The sequence below is a fragment of the Streptomyces sp. NPDC047017 genome, assembly GCF_040644175.1.
GTDB lineage: Bacteria > Actinomycetota > Actinomycetes > Streptomycetales > Streptomycetaceae > Streptomyces.
Genome location: NZ_JBEYVW010000029.1, coordinates 33,102 through 58,564, shown reverse-complemented (window position 1 = coordinate 58,564; position 25,463 = coordinate 33,102). Strand labels below are relative to the sequence as shown.

Genomic DNA, 25,463 nt, shown 5'->3' with positions numbered 1-25,463 from the left:
GTCCTTTCCCGTCCTTTCCGTCCCGAAAGCGACCGCTGTGACGCCTGAACCCCATCCCCCGACCGGTCCGGACGACCGCACCGCCGCGCCGCCCCCCGGCTGCCCCGCGCACGGCATCGGAGCCGGCGGGCCGCACCGGCTGCACGAGGCCCCCGACCTCGCCGACCTCTACGAGCGGCTGCGCGAGCGGTACGGCCCGGTGGCCCCCGTGCTGCTGCACGACGACGTACCGATGTGGGTGGTCCTCGGCCATGCCGAGAACCTGCACATGGTCCGTACCTCCTCGCAGTTCACCCGGGACAGCCGCATCTGGACGCCGCTCAAGGACGGCATGGTCCGCCCCGATCATCCGCTGATGCCGCACATCGCCTGGCAGCCGATCTGCTCGCACGCCGAGGGCGACGAGCACCTGCGGCTGCGCGGCGCGGTCAACGCCGCCATCGGGACCATCGACCACCGCGGGCTGCGCCGCCACATCGGCCGCGCCACCCAGCGCCTGGTCAACCGGTTCTGCGAGACGGGCCGGGCAGATCTCGTCGGCCAGTTCGCCGAGCATCTGCCGATGGCCGTGATGTGCGAGGTCCTCGGCATGCCCGAGGAGTACAACGACCGGATCGTGCAGTCCGCCCGCGACATGCTCAAGGGCACCGAGACCGCGATCGCCAGCAACGAGTACATCATGAGCTGCCTGCGCCGGCTCACCGCCCGCCGCCGGGCCCGGCCCGAGGACGACTTCACCAGCCACCTCATCGGCCACCCGGCGGGCCTGGACGACGACGAGGTCGGCCAGCACCTGCGGCTCGTGCTCATCGCCGCGTACGAGACCACCGCCAACCTGCTGGCCAACACCATCCTGCGGGTGCTCACCGACCCCGGTTTCCGCGCCCAGCTCAACGGCGGGCAGATGACGGTGCCGGAGGCGGTCGAGCAGTCCCTGTGGGACGAGCCGCCGTTCAGCACCATCTTCGCCTACTTCGCCAAGCAGGAGACCGAGCTGGGCGGCCAGCGCATCCGCCGGGGCGACGGGCTGCTGCTCGGCATCGCCCCGGGCAACGTCGACCCGCGGGTGCGCCCCGACCTCTCCGCCGACATGCAGGGCAACCGCTCGCACCTCGCCTTCAGCGGCGGCCCGCACGAATGCCCCGGGCAGGACATCGGGCGGGCCATCGCCGACGTGGGCGTCGACAAGCTGCTGATGCGGCTGCCGGACATCCAGCTCGACTGCGCCGAGGCGGAGCTGGGCTGGACCGAGTCGATCGCCTCGCAGCACCTGGTGGAGCTGCCCGTGCGGTTCACCCCGCGGCCACCGCAGGACGTACGGGCGCAGCCGAGCCACACCCCGATGCCCGTGCCGCAGCCGCGTCCCGCGTGGGAGATCAGCACCGTACGGTCCGAGCAGCCGCCCTCGCCGTCGCCCTCGTCCGAGCCGGCGGTGGCCTCCGCGCCGCGCCCGGCGCCGCCGGCCGGTCCCCGTACCGCGGTCGTCACCGTCCCGCCGCGGCCCCGGACGGCGCCCGCGACGCCCGCGCCCGCCGTGGACGCCGGACGGGAGCGGGACCGTCCGCGCGGGGCCTGGCAGCGGTTCCTGCGGTGGTGGCGGGGTTACTGACCCGCCCACCGCCGGTAGGAGGACCAGGCTTCGAGCACCCGCGCACTGCGGAACCGGTGCTCCCGCCCGGTGACCGGATCGGTGAACTCCAGGGACCGGGCCAGCAGTTGCAGCGGGCGGCGGAAGTCATCGGCCGGGCCGGGGCCGGTCACCACCGGGTAGAGCGGGTCGCCCAGGATCGGCACGCCCAGCGCGGACATGTGCACCCGCAGCTGATGCGTCTGCCCGGTGCCCGGCAGCAGCCGGTACCGGGCGAGCGCGTCGGCGCGGTGCTCGGCCAGTTCCACCCGTGTCAGCGCGTTGGGCTCGCCCGGCACCTGGCGGGCGGCCGGCTCGCCGCGCTCCTTCACGATCCGGCTGCGTACCGTCCGGGGCAGGACGAGCGCCGGGTCGTACGGGGCGACGGCCTCGTACTCCTTGCGCACCAGCCGGTCGCGGAACAGCGTCTGGTAGGCGCCGCGCTCCTCGGGGCGCACGGTGAACAGCACCAGCCCCGCGGTGAGCCGGTCCAGGCGGTGCGCGGCGCCGAGTGTCGGGATGCCCAGCTCGCGCCGCAGCCGGGCCAGCGCGGTCTCGGTGACGTGCGAGCCGCGCGGGGTGGTGGCCAGGAAGTGCGGCTTGTCCACGACGACGAGGTGCTCGTCGCGGTGGACCACCTCCAGCGGGAACGGCACCGGCACCTCCGCGGGCAGCTCCCGGTGGAACCAGACGTACATCCCCGGCTCGTACGGCGCCCCGGGCGCGACCGCCCGCCCGTCGGCCCCGACGACCTGGCCCGCCGCGAACATGGCCTCCACCGCCCCGGGCGCGGCTCCCGACAGCCGCTCCACCAGGTGCTCGCGCACGGTGGTCCACGTCCCCCCGGCGGGCAGCCGTACCCGGACCGGGTCCACCCCGTGACGCTGGGGCAGGGGAGCGGGCGGGATGCGGGTCTTGCGTCTCATCGCCCGAAGCCTACGAGGTGACGCACGGCCGGGAAAGCGCTGGTCCCGCCGCCCTTCACGGCCCCGCCGTCGTGTTCTGCGTCGTGGTCTACGCGGCCGGTGCCGCGCTCTCCTGCTCGGCCTCGATGCGGGCGTTCCACTCGCGCTTGGAGGCCTGCCAGCCGTCCTCGTTGTGGCCCAGGCGCCAGTAGCCGGAGATCGACAGGTCCTCGCGCGGGATCGCCCGCTCCACCCGCAGCAGCCGGCGCAGCTCCTTGACGAAGCCGGCCTCGCCGTGGACGAACGCGTGCACGCGGCCCGCGGGGAAGTCCAGCGCCCGTACGGCCTCCACCAGCGCCTGGCCGACCGGGCGGTCCCCGCGGTGCAGCCAGACCACCTCCACGTCGGAGTCGATCTTCTGCTCCTCCTCGGGGCCGGAGACCTCGACGAACGCGCGGGCGGTGGCGCCGGCGGGCAGCGCCTCCAGGGAGCGGGCGATGGCCGGCAGCGCGCTCTCGTCGCCGGCCAGCAGGTGCCAGTCGGCGCTCGGGTCGGGGGCGTAGGCGCCGCCGGGGCCCATGAAGCGGATGGTCTCGCCCTGCCGGACGCCCAGCGCCCACGGGCCGGCCAGGCCCTCGTCGCCGTGCACGACGAAGTCCAGGGTCAGCTCGCGGTGCTCGGGGTCCCAGGCGCGCACGGTGTAGGTGCGGGTCACGGGCCACTGCTCGCGCGGGAACCGCTCGCGGATCAACTGGAGGTCGAACGGTTCGGGGTAGCTGACGCCCTCGGCCGGGAACAGCAGCTTCACATAGTGGTCCGTGCACGTGTCGGCCGAGAAGTCGGCCAGCGCCTCGCCGCCGAGGACCACGCGCTGCATGTGCGGGGTCAGCCGTTCGGTGCGGACGACCTGCGCGGTGTGCGCGCTCCGCGGCTTGCGCGCCGGACGTTCTGCCATGACGGCCTCCTCATCGACTTGCTTAGGTAAGCCTAAGTTAGCATCCCCGCGCGGCCCCGGCCCGTTCCTTTCCGACTCCCTCCATCCCGCGTCGCCGGCCGCCTCACGCCGCCAGGGTCGTGAGCAGCCGTTGCAGCGAGCCGCCCAGCCCCCAGCGGCCGGCCAGCTCCCGGAGCGCGGCCGCGTCGCGCGGGGCGCGCGGCAGCGCCGTGTCGATGTCCGGCAGCGGCACGTCCGAGGCGACCCGGACGACCTTCGGCGCCACCGCGAGGTACGGACGGGCCGCGTCGAGCCGTCCCCGCTGCGACGGCGTGAGCTTCGCCTCCGGGTCGTCGACGGCCGCCATGATCCCGGCCAGGTCGCCGAACTCGGCGAGCAGCCTGGCCGCCGTCTTCTCCCCGATGCCGGGCACCCCCGGCAGTCCGTCGCTCGGGTCGCCGCGCAGCAGTGCCAGATCCGCGTACCCGCTGCCGTCGACGCCATACTTCTCGCGCAGCACCGCCGCGTCCGTGGTCTGCAGCGTGCCGACGCCCTTGACCGGGTACAGCACCCGCACCCCGCGCGCGTCGTCCACCAGCTGGTACAGGTCGCGGTCGCCGGTGACGATGTCCACCGGGCCCGTGGCGCGGGCGGTGAACGTGCCGATCACGTCGTCCGCCTCGTACCGGGCGACGCCCACGCGGGCGATGCCGACGGCGTCGAGGACCGCCTCGATCACCGGGACCTGCGGGGACAGGGTGTCCGGGACCTCCTCCTCGTCCGGGCCGGCCGGGTGCTCGGCGGCCACCCGGTGCGCCTTGTAGGAGGGGATCAGCTCCACCCGCCAGTGCGGGCGCCAGTCGGCGTCCATGCAGGCCACGAGGTGGTCGGGCCGGTGGTCCTTGACCAGGCGGTCGATGAAGTCGAGCAGTCCGCGCACCGCGTTCACCGGGGTGCCGTCGGGGGCCCTGACCGACTCCGGGACGCCGAAATAGGCGCGGAAGTACAGGGAGGCGGTGTCGAGGAGCATCAGTCGTCCGGTCACGTCCCGATCATGCCGTACGGCACTGACAGGCGCCCGGCCCGGTGTGAGGCGGGCCACTTCTGAGTTTGGCCCCGGGGGGTCTGGGCAGGCGCGCGCCCGAGCGGAAGTAGTTGCGTTATTCAACTGTTATCGACGCTTCGGCTCCTGTCCTGTCCCCGACGAGAGAGGTGCGCGTGTCATCAAGGCTTGAGGCCGAACACCTGTACAAGGTGTTCGGCAGACGACCGGACCAGGCAGTGGAAAGACTCCGGCAGGGCGCCGACCGGAAGGAGCTGCGCGCCGACGGCACCACCGCCGCCGTGATCGACGCCTCCTTCACGGTGGACCCCGGCCAGATCTTCGTCGTGATGGGACTGTCCGGCTCCGGCAAGTCCACGCTGCTGCGGATGCTGAACGGGCTGCTGGAGCCCACGGCCGGGCAGGTGCGCTTCGACGGGCAGGACCTGACCGCGCTCACCGACCGCGAGCTGCGCGAGGTGCGCTCCAGGAAGATCAGCATGGTCTTCCAGCACTTCGCGCTCTTCCCGCACCGCAGCGTCCGCGAGAACGCCGCCTACGGCCTGGAAGTGCAGGGCGTGCCCCGCGCCGAGCGCGCACGCCGCGCCGACGAGGCGCTCGCCCTGTGCGGCCTGGCCGGCTGGGAGGACTCCTGGCCCGACGAGCTGTCCGGCGGCATGCAGCAGCGCGTCGGCCTCGCCCGAGCCCTGGCCACCGACGCCGACCTGCTGCTGATGGACGAGTCCTTCAGTGCCCTGGACCCGCTGATCCGCCGCGACATGCAGGACCAGCTCCTCCAGCTGCAGAAGACCCTGAAGAAGACCATCGTGTTCATCACCCACGACCTCAACGAGGCCATGCGCCTGGGCGACCGCATCGCCGTCATGCGCGACGGCCGGATCGTGCAGACCGGCTCCGCCGAGGACATCCTGCTGCACCCCGCCGACGACTACGTCGCCTCCTTCACCCAGGACGTCGACCGCTCCCGGGTGCTGACCGCCGAGGCGGTCATGGACCGCGGCGTACGCGGCGACGAGGCGGACTGCGGCTGCGAGACGGCCACCCCGGACACCCCGTTCACCGAACTGTGCGCGATCAGCGCCCGCGTCTCCCACCCCGTGGCCGTCCTGGACGAGCACCACACCGTGGTCGGTGTCGTGCCGCGCCGGCAGCTCGTCGGGTTCCTCGGCGACGAGGACGCCGAGGAACCCGGCCCGTGCGACGCCCCGCGCGGCGGGGGCGGCCGCAAGGAGGTGGCCCGTGCCTAGGATCCCGCTCGGCAGCTGGGTCAACTCCGCGGTCGACTGGCTGCTCGGCCACATGGCCTGGCTCTTCGACTTCTTCAAGACCGTCTTCAACGGCGCTTACGACGGCATCGACGCCGTGCTCCAGGCGCCCCAGCCGCTGCTGCTGGCCGGCATCTTCGCCGTGCTCGCCTTCTGGCTGCGCGGCACGCTCGCCGGTGTCCTCACCTTCGCCGGGTTCGCCTTCATCGACTCCCTCGAACTGTGGGACGACGCGATGGTGACCCTCTCGCTCGTCCTGGTCGCCACGATCATCGCGCTGGTCATCTCGGTGCCGGTCGGCATCTGGGCGGCCCGCTCGGACCGGGTCAGCGCCGTGGTCCGGCCGTTCCTCGACTTCATGCAGACGCTGCCCGCGATGATCTACCTCATCCCGGCCATCCTGTTCTTCGGCACCGGCGGCCCGGCCGGCATCGTCGCCACCCTGATCTTCGCGCTCGCCCCCGGCGTGCGCATGACCGAGCTGGGCATCCGCCAGGTCGACAAGGAACTGGTGGAGGCGGCCGAGGCGTTCGGCACCACGCCCCGCAGCACGCTGCTGCGCGTCCAGCTGCCGCTGGCCCTGCCCACCGTGATGGCCGGCGTCAACCAGGTCATCATGCTCGGCCTGTCCATGGCCGCGATCGCCGGCATGGTCGGCACCGGCGGCCTCGGCGGCGACGTCAACGAGGCCATCGGGCAGCTCAACGTCGGCCTCGGCTCCGAGGCCGGCATCGCGATCGTGATCCTCGCGATCTACCTCGACCGGATGACCAGCGCGCTGGGCACCCAGGTCTCGCCGCTCGGCCGGCGCGCCGCCGCCCGGCTGCGGGCCGCCCAGGGCCTGAAGATCTGGTCCTACCGGCCGCGCCCGCAGATCGCCATGGTCGGCGTGGTCGTCCTCGCCCTCGTCGCGGGCGGCATGGGGATCTTCGGCGGTGGCGGCTCGGGCGCCACGGCCGCCGCCGACGGCCAGAACGTCGGCAAGGGCAAGAAGATCACCCTCGGCTACATCCCCTGGGACGAGGGCGTCGCCTCCACCTTCCTGTGGAAGGAGATCCTCGAACAGCGCGGCTACCAGGTGGACGCCCGCCAGTTCGACGCCGGACCGCTCTACACCTCGCTCGCCCAGGGCAGCGTCGACTTCGAGACGGACTCCTGGCTGCCGACCACCCACGCCCAGTACTGGCAGAAGTACGGCAAGCAGCTCGACGACCTCGGCTCCTGGTACGGCCCCACCTCGCTGGAGCTGACCGTGCCGTCGTACATGAAGGACATCAACAGCCTCGACGACCTCAAGGGCAAGGCCGGCCTGTTCGGCGGCAAGGTCACCGGCATCGAGTCGAGCGCCGGCGAGATGTCCCTGCTCAAGAGCAAGGTGCTGCCCACGTACGGCCTCGACAAGGAGTACAAGGTCGTCGACAGCTCCACGCCCGCGATGCTGGCCGAGCTGAAGCGCGCCTACGCCAAGAAGCAGCCGGTCCTCGTCACCCTCTGGTCGCCGCACTGGGCGTACAACGACTACGGCCTGAAGAAGCTCAAGGACCCCAAGGGCGCCTGGGGCAAGGGCGACGGCGTGCACACCCTGGCCCGCAAGGGCTTCACCGCCGACAACCCGGTCGTCGGCGACTGGCTGAAGAAGTTCAAGCTGGACGAGAAGCAGCTCACCAGCCTCGAAGCCGAGATCAACAAGGCGGGCAAGGGCCGGCAGCAGGACGCCGTGCGCGCCTGGCTGAAGTCGAACCCGGGCCAGGTCGACAAGCTGGCCCCGGTGCCCGGCGGCACCGGCGGCGGCAAGCCGGCCGAGGCGAAGCGGCCCCTGAACGTGGCCTGGTTCCCCTGGGACGAGGACATCGCCGTCACCCACCTGTGGAAGAACGTCCTGGAACGCGACGGCTACCGGCTGAACCTCAAGCAGATGGACGTCGGCCCGGTCTACACCGGCCTGGCGGGCGGCGACATCGACCTCAACTTCGACGCGTGGCTGCCCTACGCCCAGCAGAACTACTGGGACAAGAGCAAGGACAAGCTCAAGGACCTCGGCACCTGGTACCGACCGACGTCGCTGGAGATCGCCGTGCCCTCCTACGTCAAGGACGTGAAGTCCCTGGAGGACCTCAAGGGCAAGTCGTCCGAGTTCGGCGGGAAGATCATCGGCATCGAGCCGGGCACCGGCGAGATGTCCCTGCTCAAGAGCAAGGTACTGCCCGGCTATGGCCTGGACAAGGAGTACAAGGTCGTCGACGGCTCCACGCCCGCGATGCTGGCCGAGCTGAAGCGCGCCTACGCCAAGAAGGAGCCCGTGGCCGTCGTGCTGTGGTCGCCGCACTGGGCGTACAGCCGCTACGACCTGACCAAGCTGAAGGACGACAAGAAGCTCTTCGGCGAGGGCAACACCATCCGCACCATCTCCAGCGAGAAGTTCCCCGGCCAGTACCCGCGCCTGGCCCAGACCATCAGGAACTTCCGGATGAGCGAGGACGAGCTGGGCAGCCTGGAGAGCGAGATCAACGCGCGCGGCCAGGGGCACGAGGACGAGGCGGTCGACGCCTGGATCAAGCAGCACCCGGACGTCGTGGCGCGGATGACCCCGAAGTGACGCGGACGTTCTTGGCGACCCCGATGTGATCCCGTGGGGCGCGCCATACACCGCCGAAGGGGCGGGCCCGCCCATGGTCCTGACACCGTGGAGCCGGGCCCGCCCCTTCGGCCGTCCGCCCGGTCCACCGCGGGAATCCGGACCATCACGGAGAGTGGCACACTCGTCCCGGTGCCCGTGGCGCGAAACATGAGGTCGGCGGCACGCGCTCCTTACGCGGACATGAAGACCGCGTGAAACGGTTTGCCGAACATGCGTAGGGTGCAGAGAAGTCATCAGGAGCGGTGCGCCCGGACGCGGGCACCGGACAGCGGACCGGCCGACGAGCGAAGGAGGGAGCCGGGGCGATGGGCGACCACAAGGAGCAGTCCCTGCGGGTGGGCGCGGCTGTCCGGCGGCGCCGCCGGGCGCTGGACCTTACCCTCGCCGTCGTGGCCGGGCGCAGCGGCCTGTCGGTGCCCTTCCTGAGCCAGGTCGAGAACGACAGGGCCCGGCCCAGCCGCAGCTCCCTGGAGAAGGTCGCCGACGCGCTGCGCACCACCGCCGTGGAACTGCTGGCGGCGGCCGACCCGGCGTGCAGCGTCGACGTCGTACGGGCCGAGATCACCGAGGCGGCTGAGGCGGCCGAGGCAGCCGGGGTGGGGCCCGAGCCCCGGGTGCGTACCCTGGTGCGCGGCCACCACCAGCTGCACGCCTCGGAGTTCACCGGCGACCACGACGCGGGCCGCGAGTTCCAGCACCGCAACGACGAGCTGATGTACGTCGCCGACGGCGCGGTGGAGATCGAGGCGGAGGGCCGCGCCTACCGGCTGGCGCGCGGCGACACGATGTACCTGACCGGCGGGGTCCGCCACCGCTGGCGGGCGACCGTGCCGGACACCCGGGTGGTGGTGGTCGCGGTGGCCGAGCACATCGAGGCGGTGCAGGACCGGACGCGCTGATGCGCGTCGTCTCCCTGGTCCCCTCGCTCACCGAGGCGGTCGCCGTGACACTGCCCGGCGCCCTGGCCGGCGCCACCGACTGGTGCGACCGCCCGGCGGACCTGGACGTGGTCCGCGTCGGCGGCACCAAGAACCCCGACGTCGACCGGATCACCGCCCTCGCCCCCGATCTGGTGATCGCCAACGAGGAGGAGAACCGCGCCCCCGACCTCGACGCCCTGCGCGCGGCGGGACTCGGCGTCCTGGTGACCGAGGTGCGCGACGTGCCGGGCGCCTTCCGTGAGCTGGCCCGGGTGCTGGCGGCCTGCGGGGCGCCGTCCCGGCCGCGCTGGCTGGACGAGGCCGAGGCCGCCTGGGCCGCGCCCGGCCCCGGCGGGGTGGCTGCCGGGCGCCGGACCGCCGTCGTACCGGTGTGGCGGCGGCCCTGGATGGTGCTCGGCCGGGACACCTTCGCCGGGGACGTCCTGGCCCGGCTCGGCGTCGACCACCTGTACGCGCACCACACCGAGCGCTATCCGCGGGTCCCGCTCGACGCGCTGCGGGCGGCGGCCCCGGACGTCGTCGTCCTGCCGGACGAGCCGTACCGCTTCACCGCCGACGACGGCCCGGAGTCCTTCCCCGGGCTGCCGTGCGCGCTGGTCAGCGGGCGGCACCTGACGTGGTACGGGCCGTCGCTGGCCGAGGCTCCGCGGGTGCTGGGCGCGGCGCTGCGAGCAGCGCGCCGCTGAGCAGGCCGCGCGCGGTGGGCACGGCCGCCGCGGCCCAGGCGACGGCCAGCACCGCGTACAGGGCGAGCGCCAGCGCCGAGTACGCGGTGAGGTGGGTGTGCCGGGCCAGGGACGAGGCCCCGGTCACGCAGGTGCCCACCGGGAAGGTGAACGACCACCAGGTCATCGCGAAGCCCATGCCCCGCCGGGCGGCGCGCACCACCTGGGCGGCGGCGAAGGCGCACCACAGCAGGGCGAAACCCATCACCGGCACCCCGTAGAGCAGGGCGAACACGGAGAACCCGGTGGCGTACGGGTCCGGTACGACGCCCGGGGCGGCGTCCGCGAAGGCGCCGGCCGCCGTGGTGGACTGGCCGAGCGGGCCCAGGACCAGGAACAGCGTCGGGGTCAGCGCGAGCGGCAGCGGCCCGGCGAGCAGCAGCCGGCCCAGGATCAGCGGCAGCAGGGCCAGCGTCGCCAGCAGGCTCAGCCCGAACATCGCCACGCAGCCCAGCAGCAGCGTCTCGCGCGCCTGACCGGCCGGCAGGTGCCCGATCAGGGCCGGCCCGAGCGCCGCGGAGACCATCGGCGCGACGACCGGCAGCAGCCACACCGGGGACGCCTGCCGCGGCTCGATCCGGTGGTGCACGGCCATCAGGTACGGCACCGCCACCGCGGCCACCAGCCCGACGGCCGTGCCGGCGGTGAACAGCACGGTGTCCAGGGCGAGCGCGGCCCGCGCGCCGATCACGTCCCGCCCGACGGACAGCGCGCCGCCGCCCACGGCCAGCAGCGCCATCGCCAGACAGCCGTAGAAGGGCGCCGCCATGGGGTCGAGGAGATGTGCGCGGGCCTGGTCGCGGTGGTGGATCCAGTGCAGGGCGCGGGCGGCCAGCAGGACCGCGAGCCAGAGCAGCGAGAACGCCCAGACGGCGGCGCAGACCGCCCGCAGCCCGGGCACGTGCACCGGCAGCGCGGCGCCCGCCGAGCCGACGGCGGCGGTGCCCATGACGGAGCCGTACCAGTGGGGGCCCAGATGCCGCACGGCGGGCACCCGGGGCCGGGGGGCGGCCGGGCGGGCGGCTGCCTGTCGCCGGGAGGGGGAATGCGCTGCGAAGACCATGATGTGAGGCTTTCGCAGGTCCGGGGTCCCCACCAGGGGGTCTGTGGCTATCGGGACATAAGCTGGGTTTATGAGGCGCGGGCGGCTGGGGCTGGGAATCAAGTAGTGATGTGGTGATGTGGTGAGGAGGAGGCCGGAGGTGGGCGGAGCGAACGGGAGCGGCACCGGAAGCGATACCGGCGGCGGGGGCGGGCGGACGCCCGGGGTGTCGCTGTCGCACCGGGTGCCGGATCTGGGCGCGATGGAGCTGCTGCTCGCGGTGGCCCGGCTGGGCAGCCTGGGCGGCGCGGCCCGGGAGCTGGGCATCACGCAGCCCGCGGCCAGCAGCCGCGTCCGCTCCATGGAACGGCAGCTCGGCGTGGCGCTGGTGGACCGCTCGCCGCGCGGCTCGCGGCTGACCGACGCGGGCGCGCTGGTCACCGACTGGGCCCGGCGGGTCGTCGAGGCGGCCGAGGCGTTCGACGCGGGCGCGCAGGCGCTGCGGGACCGGCGCGACTCGCGGCTGCGGGTGGCGGCCAGCATGACGATCGCGGAGTACCTGCTGCCCGGCTGGCTGATCGCGCTGCGCGCGCGGCGCCCCGACACGGCGGTCTCGCTGCTCGCCGGGAACTCCGCGGTGGTCGCCGAACGGCTGCTGGCGGGCGAGGCGGACCTCGGGTTCGTGGAGGGGGTCTCGGTGCCGTCCGGCCTCGACTCGGTGGTGATCGCCCACGACCGCCTGATCGTGGTGACCGCCCCCGCCCACCCCTGGGCCCGCCGCCGGCGCCCGCTGGAGGCCGAGGAACTCGCGACCACCCCGCTGATCCTGCGGGAGACCGGCTCCGGCACCCGGCAGGTCCTGGACGCGGCGCTCGGCGGCCTGGCCCGCCCGCTGATCGAACTCTCCTCGACCACGGCGGTGAAGGCCGCGGCGGTCAGCGGCGCGGGACCGGCGGTGCTGAGCGAACTGGCGGTGGGCGACGAACTCTCCTTGCGCCGCCTGGTGACCGTCCCGGTCCAGGGCATCGCCCTGCGCCGCGACCTCCGCGCCGTCTGGCCCACAGGCCACCGCCCAGCGGGCCCGGCCCGCGACCTGCTGTCCCTGACCCGGTCGGGGACGGGGGGCGGGGGAGCGCCGGGGCGGGCTTGAGCGCGGGGTGGCGGCGCTTCGGGGTGGGGCCGAGTGGCGCTTCGGGGTGGGGCCGAGCCCGGGGGAGGTGGCGCGCAGAGCGGTCCGTACCGCTCGGCCCGAGGTGCGCTGCCGTTGCCGCGTGGTGCCCTGCGGTCGGGGGCCGGCGCCCTGCGCGCGCAGCGGTTCCACGGGCCGTGGCCCGGTGATCTGGTGGCCCGGGTCGGGGCCTGCTGTCGCCGGCGTGGCCGTGTGCGGGGGTCGGATCGGGCGGGCGCCGGGGTGGCGGCCGGTGTACGGCCGAGCCGCCGAGGCCCGGGTCGCGCGCTGCCGTGAAGACGCGGTCGGCCGGGCCGGTGCTGCCCCTGGGGCCGCGCCCTCCGCGCTCGCCCTACCCCGCCTGCCCTGTCTCCGGTGCCCCGCGGCGGAGGCTCAGGTGCGGCCCGTCGCCCGGATCAGTTCCCGCATGACCCGCTCGTCCTCGCCCATCTCCGGGTGCCATTGGACGCCCAGGGTCCAGGGGGCGTCGGGCGGTGGCTCGATCGCCTCGATGGTGCCGTCGGCGGCGTGGGCGGAGGGGATCAGGCCCTCGCCGAGGCGGTCGACGGCCTGGTGGTGGTAGGTCGGGACGGTCGTCATCTCGGGGACGGCGGCGGCGTAGCGGGTGCCGGGGACCGGGGTGACCGGATGGCCGCCAAAGACACCGACGACCTCCGCGTGCCCCTCCAGGTGCTGGACCAGGGTGCCGCCGAGGGCGACGTTCAGCAGTTGCATGCCCCGGCAGATGCCGAGCAGCGGCACCCGCGCGGCCAGGGCGGCCTCGATCAGGGCGAGTTCCCAGGCGTCCCGGGCCCGGGCGGGCGGCCCCGTCCGCGGGTCGCGCTCGGCGCCGTAACGCGCCGGATTGACGTCCGGGCCGCCCGCGATCACCAGCCCGTCCAGCCGGGCCACCGTCGTCGCCGCCCGCCCGGGCGCGTCCGGCGGCAGCATCACGGCGAGCCCGCCCGCGCGCTGGACCAGCCGCGGATAGCCGGCCGGCAGCAGCGCCGCCTCCAGCTCCCACACGCCCCAGCGCGCCGCCGTCTCCAGGTACGTACTGACGCCGATCAGCGGTGGATGCCCGCCCGGTGCGGTCATACGGTCCTCCCCGGTCCACAATGGTCTCCAGTCGTACCTTTTCTGGCCGTACCGTTCCCAGCCCTACCCTTCCCCGCCGCCCTCACGCGAGGAACCCCCGCAGCAGCGCCGCCGTCCCCGCGCAGTGCTCGCGCATCATCTCCCGCGCCCCGTCCGCGTCGCCCTCCAGCACCGCCTCCACCAGTGCGCCGTGCTGCCGCTGGGAGTGCTCCAGGTTGCGCACCAGCAGCGGGATGCAGTCGAGCAGGCCGTTGACCGTGGCGCGGACCGCCGCGTACTGCGCGGTGAGCGTGGGCGAGCCGCACAGCTCGGCGAGCGTGAGGTGCAGCAGGGTGTCCCGGCGGCGGTAGTCGGCCCAGGGCGCGTCGTACGTCTGCTCCAGCGCCTCGCGCAGCCGCGCCGCCCCCTCCCCGTCCAGCGGACGCGCCGCGCACAGGCCCACCGCGCCCACCTCCAGCACCTCGCGGAAGCGCAGTACGTCCTCGATGTCGGTGCCGGCGATCCGCCGCCGCAGCTCGTCCCCGCCGCCGGTCTCGGCCCGCTCCGCGCGCGGCAGCACGAACGTGCCGCCGTAGCGCCCGCGCCGCGCCGCCACGAGCCCCTGGTCCTGGAGCACCCGCAGCACCTCGCGCAGCGTCACCCGGCTGACCCCCAGCCGCTCCGCCAGTTCCCGCTCGGCGGGCAGCCGCTCACCGGCCGGCACCAGCCCGAGCCGCAGCACCTGGAGGATCTGCTCCAGTGCCTCCTCGAAGCCGTTGCCCGCCCGCACCGGCCGCAGCACCGCGCCGAGCCCATCGCCCGCCCCGCGCTCCTCCGCCCCGTGCCCCTCCGTCCCGCGCGACATGCCCCGTGTCCCCTTCCCAACCAATGGTTCTCCGCAATACCTTATGGCTTCCGGTTCGGCCGAAGAAGCGCGAAGGCGCCCAAGGAGGCTCTCCCGTGGCAGACCGCACACCCCCGCTCGGCGTCGAGGAACTGCGCGAACTCGTGGCGAGCGGGGAGATCGACACCGTCGTCCTGGCCTTCCCCGACATGCAGGGGCGGCTGGCCGGCAAGCGGTTCGCCGCCCGGTTCTTCCTCGACGAGGTCCTGCACCACGGCACCGAGGGCTGCAACTACCTCCTCGCCGTCGACACCGAGATGAACACCGTCGACGGCTACGCGATGTCCTCCTGGGACCGCGGCTACGGAGACTTCGCCCTCCACCCCGACCTCACCACCCTGCGCCGCATCCCCTGGCACCCCGGCACCGCCCTGCTCCTCGGCGACCTCGCCTGGCACGACGGCTCCCCGGTCCGCGCCGCGCCCCGCCAGATCCTGCGCCGCCAGCTGGAGCGGCTCGCCGCCCTCGGCCTCACCGCCCAGGTCGGCACCGAGCTGGAGTTCATCGTCTTCAAGGACACCTACGAGCAGGCCTGGGACGCGAACTACCGGGGCCTGACCCCGGCCAACCAGTACAACATCGACTACTCCGTCCTCGGCACCGGCCGCGTCGAACCCCTGCTGCGCCGCGTGCGCAACGAGATGGCCGGCGCCGGCCTCACCGTCGAGTCCGCCAAGGGCGAGTGCAACCCCGGCCAGCACGAGATCGCCTTCCGCTACGACGAGGCCCTCGTCACCTGCGACCAGCACGCCCTGTACAAGACCGGCGCCAAGGAGATCGCCGCGCAGGAAGGCGTCTCGCTCACCTTCATGGCCAAGTACAACGAGCGCGAGGGCAATTCCTGCCACATCCACCTCTCGCTCACCGACGCCGCCGGCGACAACGCCATGGCCGGCGACGGCCCGGACGGCATGTCCGGCCTCATGCGGCACTTCCTGGCCGGCCAGCTCGCCGCGCTGCGCGACTTCTCGCTGCTGTACGCCCCCAACATCAACTCCTACAAGCGCTTCCAGCCCGGCTCCTTCGCCCCGACCGCCGTCGCCTGGGGCCACGACAACCGCACCTGCGCCCTGCGCGTGGTCGGCCACGGCCGCTCCCTGCGCTTCGAGAACCGTCTGCCCGGCGGCGACGTCAACCCCTACCTCGCCGTCGCCGCACTGGTCGCGGCCGGCCTGCACGGCGTCGAGCACCGGCTCGAACTGCCCGACCCCTGCCCCGGCAACGCCTACACCGCCGACTACGCACACGTCCCCACCACCCTGCGCGAGGCCGCGGACCTGTGGGAGCGCAGCCCGATCGCCGAAGCCGCCTTCGGCGCGGAGGTCGTGGCCCACTACCGCAACATGGCCCGCGTCGAACTGGACGCCTTCGACGCCGCGGTCACCGACTGGGAGCTGCGCCGCTCCTTCGAACGCCTGTGAGAGCCCCGAGGCCCGCACGCGTCCGGCGAACGCCCCGACGTGCCCGACCAACGCCTGTGAAAGGTCCCCACGTGTCCGACCCGCACGAGCTGACGGTCCTCGACCCGGCGACCGAGGAGGTCGTCGCCACCGTCCCCGCCGCCACCGCGCAGGACGTGGCCGCCGCCGTCGCCCGCGCCGCGCGCGCCCAGGCCGGATGGGCCGCCGCCGCCCCCGCCGACCGGGCCCGCCTGCTGCGCCGCTTCGCCGACACCGTCGACGCCCACACCGAGGAACTCGCCCGGCTGGAGGTCCGCGAGGCCGGCCACCTCCTCGGCAACGCCCGCTGGGAGGCCGGCAACGCCCGCGACCTGCTGCTGTACGCGGCCGGCGGCGCCGAACGCCTGCTCGGCAGGCAGATCCCGGTGCCCGGCGGCTGGGACGTCACCTTCCTCGAACCGCTCGGCGTCGTCGGCGTGATCGCCCCCTGGAACTTCCCGATGCCGATCGCCGCCTGGGGTTCCTTCCCGGCGCTCGCCGCGGGCAACGCCGTCGTCCTCAAACCCGCCGAGACCACCCCGCTCACCTCGCTCCGGCTGGCCGAACTGGCCCTGGAGGCGGGCCTGCCCGAACACCTCTTCCAGGTGCTGCCCGGCCACGGCCACATCACCGGGCGCGCCCTGGCCGACCACCCGGACGTCGCCAAGATCGTGTTCACCGGCTCCACCCGCACCGGCCGCGAGATCATGGAGCGCTGCGCCCGCCTGGTCAAGCCGGTCACCCTCGAACTCGGCGGCAAGAGCCCGAACATCGTCTTCGCCGACGCCGACATCGAGGCCGCCCTCGACCCCTTCTCCTTCCTGGACAACTCCGGCCAGGACTGCTGCGCCCGCACCCGGATCCTCGTCCAGGAGACGGTGTACGAGCAGGCCCGCGACGTCCTCGCCGACGCGCTGGCCGCCGTCGTGGTGGGCGATCCGGCCGACGAGAAGACCCAGCTGGGCCCGCTGATCTCCCGGCGGCAGCTGGACCGCGTACGGTCCTACGTCCCCGAGGACGCCCCGGCCCTGCGCGGCGGCGCCCCGGACGGACCCGGCTTCTGGTTCCCGCCCACGGTCCTCACCGGCGAGCGGCCCGACAGCCCGGCGGCCCGCGAGGAGATCTTCGGGCCCGTCGCCGTCCTGCTCCCCTTCACCGACGAGCAGGACGCCGTCCGCCTGGCCAACGACACGCCCTACGGCCTGGCCGGCTCGGTCTGGACCCGCGACCTGGGCCGCGCCCTGCGCGTGGCCGGAGCCGTCCGCGCGGGCAACCTGTCCGTCAACTCCCACTCCAGCGTCCGCTACGGGACCCCGTTCGGCGGCTTCAAGCAGTCCGGCGTCGGCCGTGAACTCGGCCCCGACGCCCTGAGCGCCTTCACCGAGACCAAGAACGTCTTCATCAGCACGGAGGGCCCCGCACAGTGACCGAGAAGACTCCCGAGACCGTCTGCCGCCGCCTGGTCGGCCGTACCGCCGTCGTCACCGGAGCCGGCAGCGGCATCGGCCTGGCCGCCGCCCGCCGGCTCGCCTCCGAGGGCGCCCACGTCGTCTGCGCCGACATCGACGAGACCAGCGGCAAGGCCGCCGCCGAGGAGACCGGCGGGCTCTTCGTGCAGGTCGACGTCACCGACCCCGAGCAGGTCGAGGCGCTGTTCGCGGCCGCGTACGACACCTACGGCAGCGTCGACGTGGCCTTCAACAACGCCGGTATCTCCCCGCCCGACGACGACTCCATCCTGGACACCGGCCTGGAGGCGTGGAAGCGCGTCCAGGACGTCAACCTCACCTCCGTGTACCTGTGCTGCAAGGCCGCCCTGCCCCACATGCGCCGCCAGGGCCGGGGCTCCATCATCAACACCGCCTCCTTCGTGGCCCGGATGGGCGCGGCCACCTCGCAGATCTCGTACACCGCCTCCAAGGGCGGCGTGCTGGCCATGTCCCGGGAACTGGGCGTGCAGTTCGCCCGCGAGGGCATCCGCGTCAACGCCCTCTGCCCGGGCCCGGTCGACACCCCGCTGCTCCGGGAGCTGTTCGCCAAGGACCCCGAGCGGGCCGCGCGCCGTCTGGTGCACATCCCCCTCGGGCGGTTCGCGCGGGCCGAGGAGATCGCCGCCGCCGTCGCCTTCCTCGCCAGCGACGACTCCTCCTTCGTCAACGCCACCGACTTCCTGGTGGACGGGGGCATCTCGGGCGCGTACGTCACTCCGCTGTAGGTGACTCCGCCGTAGGTGGGCCACAGCGAACCGGCCTACAGTGCCGGGGTGAGCATGACACCCCCGCCCGGCTGGTACCGCGATCCGTCGGCCCCGCACCTGGAGCGCTGGTGGGACGGCATGTCCTGGACCGACCACCGGCGCACCCCCGGGGCGCCGCCGGACCGGCCACCCGCGCCCGCACCGCCCGCGTTCGCGACGCCGGTGCCCACGCCGCCCACACGCCCGTTGGCGGTGCGGTCGGCCCCGCCCGCCGGCGGGCGCCCGGCCCGGGGGAAGGCGATCGCCCTGGCCGGCGCGGGGGCCGTCCTGGTCGCGTCGGCCGTCACCGGCGTGGTGCTGCTCGGCCGCGGCGGCGACGCGGCCACCACCGCGACCACCACCACGGCCACCCCGGGCGACCGGTCCGCCACCAGCGCCGCCCCCGCCCCCGCCTCCCCGTCCCCTTCGGCCACCGGCGACCCGTCCCGCGTCGTCGACCAGCTCAACGGCGTCACCCTGCCGCTGCCGCACGGCTGGGAGCGGCCGCAGTACGTCTCCGACGACGACGTCATCATGACCACCCACGGGACCTACGACTGCCCCGCCGGCGGCGGCTTCTGCCGGCACGGCCTGGTCAGCACCAAGACGCCGAACACGGCCGAGACGTCACCGCGGGCGCTGGCCGAGAGCGACATCGAGGACGCGGCCGACACGGCGTACGACCAGAACGCGGCCGGGCAGCGCCTCTACGACGGCATCACCTCCCACCGGGCGGTCGCCTCCGGGCCGGTGGCGGTCGCGGGCCGCGCCGGGTACTACGTGCGCTGGCGGGTGCGGACCGCCAAGGGGCCCGGCGGCTACGTCGAGTCGCTGGCCTTCGCGTCCAGTACGGGCACCGAGGCGCCGGTCGTCGTCCGCTTCGCCTTCGACGCGGGCCCGGACGGACCGCCCCTGAGCGACATGGACAAGATCACCAAGGGCATCCGGGCGGTCGGCGACGCCGCCACGGGCGGCGGCGTCGGCAGCAGCCTCGGCCCGTCCACCTGACCGGACCGCCGGACGGCCGTGACCACCGTCCGGGCGGCCCGGGGCTCACAGGAAGGCGCGGCCCTCGCCCCGGTACGTCGGCACGGTGGCCGTCACCCGGTCGCCCTCGACCAGCTGCAGCGCGTCGAACCGCTCGCACAGCTCCCCGGCCTTCGCGTGCCGGAACCACACCTTGTCACCGATCAGCAGGTCGTCGGCGGGCGAGCCGAGCAGCGGCGTCTGCACCTCGCCCGGCCCCTCCTGCGGGTCGTAGCGCAGCCCCTCGGGCAGGTACGGCACCGGCAGGCGGTCGGGACCTGCCACGCCGGACGCCGGGTAGCCGCCGCCCAGGACCGTCACCGTCCCCACCCCGGGCCGCCGCACCACGGGCAGCGCGAACAGGGCCGCCGGACGGCCGTGGAAGGACGTGTAGTTGTCGAACAGCCGCGGCACGTACAGCCCGGAACCGGCCGCGATCTCCGTGACGGCGTCCTCCGCCGCGGTGTACTGGACGCTGCCGGTCCCGCCGCCGTTGACGAACTCCAGGTCCGGGACGACCGCCCGGACCGCCCGCACCACGGCCGCCCGCCGCTCGGCCAGCTCCCGCCGGGCCGCCGCCTGCATCAGCCGGATCGCCCGCGACCGCACCGGCCGCCCGGCCACCGCGTCACCGACCCCCGCGATGTGCCCCTCGTACGCCATGACGCCCACCAGCCGGAACCCCGGCCGGCGGGCCACCGCGCGGGCCAGCTCGGCGACCTCGGCGGGGGAGTGCAGCGGGGAGCGGCGGGCGCCGACGCGCACCCGTCCACCGAGCAGCTTGAACGAGGTGTCCAACTCCAGGCAGACCCGGACCACTTCGCGGCCGCCCTCGCGCGCGGCGTCGACGAGGGCGAGCTGCGCCGGGTCGTCGATCATCACCGTGACGGCGGCGGCGAGCTTGGGGTCGGCGGTGAGTTCGGCGTACCCGGCCCGGTCGGCCGACGGATAGGCGAGCAGCACGTCCTCGAACCCGGAGCGGGCCAGCCACAGCGACTCGGCCAGGGTGAACGACATGACACCCGCGAAACCGTCCTTGGCCAGGGCGCGTTCGAGCAGCGCCCGGCAGCGCACGGACTTGCTGGCCACCCGGACCGGCTTGCCGCCGGCCCGGCGCAGCAGATCGTCGGCGTTGGCGTCGAAGGCGTCCAGGTCGACGATCGCGACGGGGGCGTCGAGGTGGGCGGTGGCCCGGTCGTAGCGGGCCCGGTCGGCGGCGCGTGCGGTCATGTGCGCAGCCTGCCAGACAGGATTACCGCAGGGTAGGGGGACGTTCCGGGCAGATGCCCCGGGGCCGCGGACCGGTTCCCTCCGGTGCCCGGCCAGCCCGTAGAGTGACGCGCACGTACGGCGGGCCCGCACCCGCGGCGCGAAGCCCCGGTCGCGGAGTCGAGCCGGGATGGCACGTCGTCCGTACGGGTATGCGTGCCCGGTGACGACCAGTCGGCACCGGGGCGAGGAGAACGACGGCCGCGCACGAGGAAACGGCCCGGGCACGGGAAACGGGGGGTGCATGAGCACGGAAGCACGCCACGCTCCGATACCCCCGCGCCCCCCGAGACCTCCCCGCCCGACGCCCCCTGCCGCTCCGCCGCCGCTCCCCGGCACTCACGAGGACACGTCCGCGCCTACCGGCACGGCGGCCCCCGGCGGTCGACGCCCCACGGACCCGGCCCCTCCGCCCCCGGCCTCGGCCCGCTTCCCCGACCAGCGGCCCACCATGGGCCGCCCCACCGCCACGCGTCCCGGCGGCCCCACCAGCCCCCGTACGGGCACCTCGGCCACATCCGGCCGCGAGACGCCCGGCCGGCCCGCGCCGGGGGGCGTACCGCCGCGCCCGGACCACCGGCCGCCGTCGGCACGTCCAGCCGCCGGAGCACCGGCCGCCTCCGCGGCAACTGCCCCCGCACCGGGCCCTGTACCGGACCCCGCGCCCGCCACCGCGCCGCCGCGGCCGGTCGCGGAGACCGCGGCCCCGCCGCCCCCCAGGACCCCCTGGGACACGGCGGGGAACATCCCTGCCTCCACCCCCGCTCCGGCCCCTGCCTCCGCCGCGGCCCGCCGGACCGGTCCGGCCCCGGCCGAAGTCGCCTCCGAGACCACCGTCCGGCTGCGGCCCGTCCCCGCGCACGAACCGTCCGCCGCGGGCACGCCCTGCGCAGAGGGCCCGCCGCCTTCGGTGGCCCCACCGGCCGGGCGTACCGCCGCCGCGTCCGGACCGGAGCCGTCCTGGAGCACCGCCGCACCCGCCCCGGCTCCCGACTTCGTCGTGGCCCTCGGTGAGCCCGAGGGCTACGACGATCGAGGGCGCGGGCGGGCGCTCGGCGCGCGGGTGCGGCCCCGCGTCGCCGTGGCCGCCGCGTGCGTCGTCCTCGGGGTCGGCCTCATCGGCGGTGCCGCGACCGGGAGTTGGCTCACCGGTGACTCCGGCGGTGGCGGCACGGCCGGTACCTACGCCACGGCCGGCACGCTGTGGCACAGCGTCCCCGTCGACAGGCTGTTCCCGCCCACGGTGGACGGCCGCGGCGCGGGACCCGGCGGCGCCGACCGCACCTGGACGCGTCTCGCCGTCGCCCCCGACAGCGGCTGCGTCAACGCCTTCGACCCGCTGCTGCACAAGGTCCTGGCCCCCGTCGGCTGCGCCCGCCTGCTGCGCGCCACCTACACGGACGCCACCCAGAGCTTCGTCACCACGGTCGGCCTGCTCTTCACCACGGCCGACGCCCCCGCCATGCGCTCCCTGGCCACCCGGTTCAGGACCGAGGACCTCGCCCGGCGCACCGACCTCGTGCCCCGCCCCTACCCCGCCCCGGACACCGTCGCCGCGGCCTTCGGCGACCGGCAGCGCGCGTCCTGGACCGTCTCCGTGCTCACCGAGGCCCCCGTGGTCGTCTACGCCGTCTCCGGCTGGGCCGACGGCCGCGCCGCCGACACCCCGCAGCCGGCCGCCGACGCGATGAAGGCCGGCGCCACCACGGCCGCCGCCCAGGCCGGGCTCGGCAACGAGGCGCAGGGCCTGGCCGACCGCATCGAACGAGGATTCCGCACGACCGCCGCCCCGGCCACGGAGCAGCCCTCGTGACGACCGCCGGCCCCGCCCCGGAGAGGTGGCCCTCGTGAAAGCCGTCCGCACCCGCGGCGCGCTCGGCCTGCTGCTCGCCGCCGCCCTCGCCCTCGGCCCCGCCACCACCGCGTACGCCGACGGCATCCGCGCCCAGCAGTGGGCCCTGGACGCCCTGCACACCCAGCAGGCGTGGCGGACCACCAAGGGCCAGGGCGTGACCGTCGCCGTCCTGGACACCGGCGTCGAGACCGACCACCCCGACCTCGCCGGGAACGTCCTGCCCACCAAGGACCTGGTCGGCTTCGGCGCGCACCCCGGTGAGCGCACCTGGGCCCGGCACGGCACCGCCATGGCCGGCATCATCGCCGGGCACGGCCACGGCCCCGGACGTTCCGAGGGCGTCATGGGGATCGCCCCCGAGGCGAAGATCCTGCCCGTCCGGGTGATCCTGGAGGACGGCGACCCCGCCCGCACCCGGGCCCGCACCACCCGCGCCGACGCCCTCGCCGACGGCATCCGCTGGGCCGCCGACCAGGGCGCCGACGTCATCAACCTCTCGCTCGGCGACGACTCGGACGCCGCGCACCCCGAGCCCGCCGAGGACGAGGCCGTCCAGTACGCCCTGAAGAAGGGCACCGTCGTCGTCGCCTCGGCCGGGAACGGCGGCGACAAGGGCGACCACGTCTCCTACCCGGCCGCCTACCCGGGCGTGATCGCCGCGACCGCCGTCGACCGCTACGGCACCCGCGCCGACTTCTCCACCCGCCGCTGGTACGCCACGGTCAGCGCGCCCGGCGTGGGCATCGTCATCGCCGACCCGGACCACAGGTACTACGAGGGCTGGGGCACGAGCGCGGCCTCCGCCTTCGTCTCGGGCGCCGTCGCCCTCGTCAAGGCCGCGCACCCCGGGCTGACGCCCGCGCAGATCAAGAAACTCCTGGAGGACACGGCCGACGACGCCCCCGTGGGCGGCCGCGACGACTCCCGCGGGTACGGCATGGTCGACCCGGTCGCCGCCCTCGCGGCGGCCGGCCGGCTCAAGCCGGAGGGCCTGCGGACGACGGCCTACGGCGGCCGCTACTTCGGCCCCGGCCCCGACCCGGTCACCACCGGCACCACCACCTCCGGCTGGGCCGGCCCGCTGGCGGGCAGCGCCGGGGGCGTCCTGCTGGTCGTCGCGGGCGTCCTGTGGCGGGGCCGCCGCGAGGACGAGAACGCCTTCCGCCTGTAGCCCCCGCTCCGCCCCGGCCCGGGCCCCCGGACGGGCCCGGCCCCCAGACGGCCCCGGCTCGCGGCTCGCGGGCCGGGCCCTCGGCTCATGGCCCGGGTCCCCGGCCCAAGGCCCCAGCCCCAGGTCCCGGCTCCGGCCCGACCCAAGGCTCCGGCTCCGGCCCAAGGCCCCGGCCCAAGATCTCGGCTCCGGCCCGACCCAAGGCTCCGGCTCCGGCCCAAGGCCCCAGCCCAAGATCTCGGCTCCGACCTCCCGCTCGCGGCCCGGGCCCTCGGCTCATGGCCCGGGTCCCCGGCCCAATGACCCAGCCCCAGGTCCCGGCTCCGGCCCAAGGCCCCGGCCCAAGATCTCGGCTCCGACCTCCCGCTCGCGGGCCGGGCCCTCGCCTCACGGCCCGGGACCCCGGCCCAAGGCCCCAGCCCCAGGTCCCGGCTCCGGCCCGACCCAAGGCTCCGGCTCCGGCCCGACCCAAGGCTCCGGCCCAAGGCCCCAGCCCAAGATCTCAGCTCCGACCCCCGGCTCGCGGCCCGGGCCCTCGGCTCATGGCCTGGGTCCCCGGCCCAAGGCCCCAGCTCCAGGTCCCGGCCCGGCCCGGCTCGGCTCGGCTCGGCCCAAGGCTCCGGCTCCGGCTCCGGCCCAAGATCTCGGCCCCGGCCCCCGGTCCCGGCCCGAGGCTCCAGCCCCGGCCCAAGGCCCCGACTCCGGACCCGGCCCGAGGCTCCAGCCCAGCGTCTCGGCCCCGCCCCCATGCCTCGGCCCCGCCCCCATGCCTCGGCCCCGCCCCAAGGCCCGGCCCCGCCCTAAGCCCCGACCCCGACCCAAGTCCCGGGCCCAGCCTCCACCCCCACCCCCACCCCATGGCCCCCAGGCAAGCCGCCCCGCCCCCAGACAGGCCACCCCCCGCCCCCGGATAAGGTCGGGACCGTGGCGAACAAGAACATTCCCGACTCCGGCTTCTCCGACGACGACGGCGGTGCCGATCCCGTCCTGGCCGCGGCGCTCGCCGCCTGGGCCGGGGACCGCAGCGCCGTGGACCCGGTGCTGCGCGCCCTGGCCGGCGCCCGGCTGCTCGTGCCCGTCGTCGCCGTGCTCGGCGAGGTGGAGGAGGACGAGAAGGGGCTGCGCCGCGAGAAGACCAGCGACATGGCCGTACCGACGCTGAAGGCCGGTCACCGCACGGCGCTGCCCGCCTTCACCTCCACCGCGTCCCTGGCCCGCTGGGACCCGGCGGCCCGCCCCGTCGCCGTACGCCTGCACCAGGCCCTGGAGGCCGCCGCGCACGAGCGGGCGGACACGGTGGTCCTCGACCTGGCCGGGCCGGTGGCCTTCGAGCTGACCGGGGCCGCGCTGCGGGCGCTCGCGGAGGGCCGTACGACGGCCGACCCGCTCGCCGACCCGGCGGTCGTGGCGGCCGTGCGGGAGGCGGTGGCCGGTGAACCGGCGGTGCTCCGCGCCCACCTCGGACCCGGGCAGGCCGACGGCACCCTGGCCCTCGTCCTCGACCCGGCCTCGGCCGCCGCCCCGGCGGAGGTCGCCCGCGCCGTCGCCGCGCGGCTGGCCGCCAGCGACACACTGAGGGCCCGCCTGGAGCGCGGCCTCGACCTGGCACTGCTGCCGGCCGGGGCGACGCCGCCGGGCGAGCCCTTGTACGTGAAGGAGTACGCGGCGGAGTAGGTCAGCCGTAGACCGGGCCCGTGTACTTCTCGCCGGGGCCCTGGCCCGGCTCGTCCGGGACGAGCGAGGCCTCGCGGAACGCCAGCTGCAGCGACTTCAGGCCGTCGCGCAGCGGCGCCGCGTGGAAGGAGCTGATCTCGGTCGTGCCGGCGTCCAGCAGCCCGGCGAGCGCGGTCACCAGCTTGCGGGCCTCGTCCAGGTCCTTGTAGGTGTCGCCCTCCTCGGTCAGTCCGAGCTTCACGGCGGCGGCGCTCATCAGGTTGACGGCGACCGTCACGATCACCTCGACCGCGGGAACCTCCGCGATGTCGCGGGTCATGGCGTCGAAGTCGGGGCTGTCGGGGGAGGTCTCACTCATGCCCCACACGATAGGCGGTCCGGTCCCTCGCCCTTGAATTCGCCCTTGTCAAGCGATCCTGCTAATCTGGTGGGCGACCGGCCGGACGCGCATGCCTGATGGCGAGCGAGCCCGGCCACAAGTGGAGGCTTCGAACTCCCACCTGA

Annotated in this window: 21 protein-coding genes; 13 read left to right on the top strand and 8 right to left on the bottom strand. The window is 74.8% G+C overall.

Going from position 1 to position 25,463, the window contains the following annotated elements; genetic code table 11:
- Nucleotides 1–37 precede the first annotated feature (37 nt).
- Complete coding sequence (locus ABZ858_RS34550; RefSeq protein WP_361387997.1) at nucleotides 38–1,609, top strand: cytochrome P450; 1,572 nt, start codon at nucleotides 38–40, stop codon at nucleotides 1,607–1,609.
- Here ABZ858_RS34550 and ABZ858_RS34545 read toward each other — a convergent pair.
- The 3 genes from ABZ858_RS34545 to ABZ858_RS34535 form a co-directional block, all read right to left on the bottom strand.
- A complete protein-coding gene (locus tag ABZ858_RS34545) occupies nucleotides 1,603–2,553 on the bottom strand; it encodes an RluA family pseudouridine synthase (protein WP_361387994.1) in 951 nt (316 codons plus the stop codon). The genes ABZ858_RS34550 and ABZ858_RS34545 overlap by 7 nt on opposite strands.
- Nucleotides 2,554–2,641: 88 nt before the next feature.
- A complete protein-coding gene (locus tag ABZ858_RS34540; protein WP_361387991.1) occupies nucleotides 2,642–3,487 on the bottom strand; it encodes a siderophore-interacting protein in 846 nt (281 codons plus the stop codon).
- Between the two features lie 103 nt (nucleotides 3,488–3,590).
- Nucleotides 3,591–4,496, bottom strand: a complete 906-nt coding sequence (locus tag ABZ858_RS34535) for a 5'-3' exonuclease (protein ID WP_361388051.1) — start codon at nucleotides 4,494–4,496, stop codon at nucleotides 3,591–3,593.
- Nucleotides 4,497–4,684: 188 nt separating this feature from the next.
- Here ABZ858_RS34535 and ABZ858_RS34530 point away from each other — a divergent pair, with 188 nt between their 5' ends.
- From ABZ858_RS34530 to ABZ858_RS34515, 4 genes are all read left to right on the top strand, one after another.
- Nucleotides 4,685–5,776 carry a glycine betaine/L-proline ABC transporter ATP-binding protein gene (locus tag ABZ858_RS34530; protein ID WP_361387988.1) on the top strand — a complete coding sequence of 364 codons (1,092 nt, stop codon included), beginning with the start codon at nucleotides 4,685–4,687 and terminating at the stop codon, nucleotides 5,774–5,776.
- Nucleotides 5,769–8,390, top strand: coding sequence for an ABC transporter permease/substrate binding protein (locus tag ABZ858_RS34525; RefSeq protein ID WP_361387985.1), 2,622 nt, complete (start codon nucleotides 5,769–5,771; stop codon nucleotides 8,388–8,390). The genes ABZ858_RS34530 and ABZ858_RS34525 overlap by 8 nt, the downstream gene beginning before the upstream one ends.
- A gap of 347 nt (nucleotides 8,391–8,737) precedes the next feature.
- Nucleotides 8,738–9,331 carry an XRE family transcriptional regulator gene (locus tag ABZ858_RS34520; protein WP_361387982.1) on the top strand — a complete coding sequence of 198 codons (594 nt, stop codon included), beginning with the start codon at nucleotides 8,738–8,740 and terminating at the stop codon, nucleotides 9,329–9,331.
- Complete coding sequence (locus tag ABZ858_RS34515; protein WP_361387979.1) at nucleotides 9,331–10,059, top strand: helical backbone metal receptor; 729 nt, start codon at nucleotides 9,331–9,333, stop codon at nucleotides 10,057–10,059. Before ABZ858_RS34520 ends, ABZ858_RS34515 begins: the two co-directional genes overlap by 1 nt.
- On the opposite strand, the gene ABZ858_RS34510 is transcribed toward ABZ858_RS34515, so the two are convergent.
- Nucleotides 9,971–11,161, bottom strand: coding sequence for a C4-dicarboxylate ABC transporter (locus ABZ858_RS34510; protein WP_361387976.1), 1,191 nt, complete (start codon nucleotides 11,159–11,161; stop codon nucleotides 9,971–9,973). The two genes, ABZ858_RS34515 and ABZ858_RS34510, sit on opposite strands and share 89 nt — an antisense overlap.
- Nucleotides 11,162–11,402: 241 nt before the next feature.
- On the opposite strand from ABZ858_RS34510, the gene ABZ858_RS34505 reads away from it, so the two are divergent.
- Nucleotides 11,403–12,290 (top strand): LysR family transcriptional regulator, encoded by an 888-nt coding sequence (locus ABZ858_RS34505; protein WP_361388048.1) that lies wholly within the window; start codon nucleotides 11,403–11,405, stop codon nucleotides 12,288–12,290.
- 411 nt (nucleotides 12,291–12,701) lie between these two features.
- Here ABZ858_RS34505 and ABZ858_RS34500 read toward each other — a convergent pair whose 3' ends face one another.
- Both ABZ858_RS34500 and ABZ858_RS34495 read right to left on the bottom strand, forming a co-directional pair.
- The gene (locus ABZ858_RS34500; protein WP_361387973.1) at nucleotides 12,702–13,406 is read right to left on the bottom strand and encodes a gamma-glutamyl-gamma-aminobutyrate hydrolase family protein; all 705 of its coding nucleotides are present in this window, start codon (nucleotides 13,404–13,406) and stop codon (nucleotides 12,702–12,704) included.
- Nucleotides 13,407–13,488: 82 nt separating this feature from the next.
- Complete coding sequence (locus tag ABZ858_RS34495; protein ID WP_361387970.1) at nucleotides 13,489–14,250, bottom strand: FCD domain-containing protein; 762 nt, start codon at nucleotides 14,248–14,250, stop codon at nucleotides 13,489–13,491.
- A gap of 95 nt (nucleotides 14,251–14,345) precedes the next feature.
- Here ABZ858_RS34495 and ABZ858_RS34490 point away from each other — a divergent pair, with 95 nt between their 5' ends.
- From ABZ858_RS34490 to ABZ858_RS34475, 4 genes are all read left to right on the top strand, one after another.
- On the top strand, nucleotides 14,346–15,710 hold the full coding sequence (locus ABZ858_RS34490; RefSeq protein WP_361387967.1) for a glutamine synthetase family protein: 1,365 nt from the start codon (nucleotides 14,346–14,348) through the stop codon (nucleotides 15,708–15,710).
- A gap of 71 nt (nucleotides 15,711–15,781) precedes the next feature.
- Entirely contained in the window at nucleotides 15,782–17,155 is a 1,374-nt protein-coding gene (locus ABZ858_RS34485) for an aldehyde dehydrogenase family protein (protein ID WP_361387964.1), read from the top strand.
- On the top strand, nucleotides 17,152–17,943 hold the full coding sequence (locus ABZ858_RS34480; RefSeq protein ID WP_361387961.1) for a 3-oxoacyl-ACP reductase: 792 nt from the start codon (nucleotides 17,152–17,154) through the stop codon (nucleotides 17,941–17,943). Before ABZ858_RS34485 ends, ABZ858_RS34480 begins: the two co-directional genes overlap by 4 nt.
- 54 nt (nucleotides 17,944–17,997) lie before the next feature.
- Nucleotides 17,998–18,972, top strand: a complete 975-nt coding sequence (locus ABZ858_RS34475) for a DUF2510 domain-containing protein (protein WP_361388045.1) — start codon at nucleotides 17,998–18,000, stop codon at nucleotides 18,970–18,972.
- A gap of 45 nt (nucleotides 18,973–19,017) precedes the next feature.
- Here ABZ858_RS34475 and ABZ858_RS34470 read toward each other — a convergent pair whose 3' ends face one another.
- On the bottom strand, nucleotides 19,018–20,220 hold the full coding sequence (locus ABZ858_RS34470) for an amino acid deaminase/aldolase (RefSeq protein ID WP_361387958.1): 1,203 nt from the start codon (nucleotides 20,218–20,220) through the stop codon (nucleotides 19,018–19,020).
- Nucleotides 20,221–21,169: 949 nt separating this feature from the next.
- Between ABZ858_RS34470 and ABZ858_RS34465 the strand changes: the two genes are divergently transcribed.
- The 3 genes from ABZ858_RS34465 to ABZ858_RS34455 all read left to right on the top strand — a co-directional run bounded on the left by ABZ858_RS34465 (nucleotide 21,170) and on the right by ABZ858_RS34455 (nucleotide 24,959).
- Entirely contained in the window at nucleotides 21,170–22,072 is a 903-nt protein-coding gene (locus ABZ858_RS34465; protein WP_361387955.1) for a hypothetical protein, read from the top strand.
- A gap of 34 nt (nucleotides 22,073–22,106) precedes the next feature.
- Nucleotides 22,107–23,285, top strand: a complete 1,179-nt coding sequence (gene mycP / locus ABZ858_RS34460; RefSeq protein ID WP_361387952.1) for a type VII secretion-associated serine protease mycosin — start codon at nucleotides 22,107–22,109, stop codon at nucleotides 23,283–23,285.
- A 924-nt stretch (nucleotides 23,286–24,209) separates the two neighbouring features.
- The gene (locus ABZ858_RS34455) at nucleotides 24,210–24,959 is read left to right on the top strand and encodes an SseB family protein (protein WP_361387949.1); all 750 of its coding nucleotides are present in this window, start codon (nucleotides 24,210–24,212) and stop codon (nucleotides 24,957–24,959) included.
- Between the two features lies 1 nt (nucleotide 24,960).
- Here ABZ858_RS34455 and ABZ858_RS34450 read toward each other — a convergent pair whose 3' ends face one another.
- Nucleotides 24,961–25,317, bottom strand: a complete 357-nt coding sequence (locus ABZ858_RS34450) for a DUF1844 domain-containing protein (protein WP_361387946.1) — start codon at nucleotides 25,315–25,317, stop codon at nucleotides 24,961–24,963.
- Nucleotides 25,318–25,463: the final 146 nt, after the last annotated feature.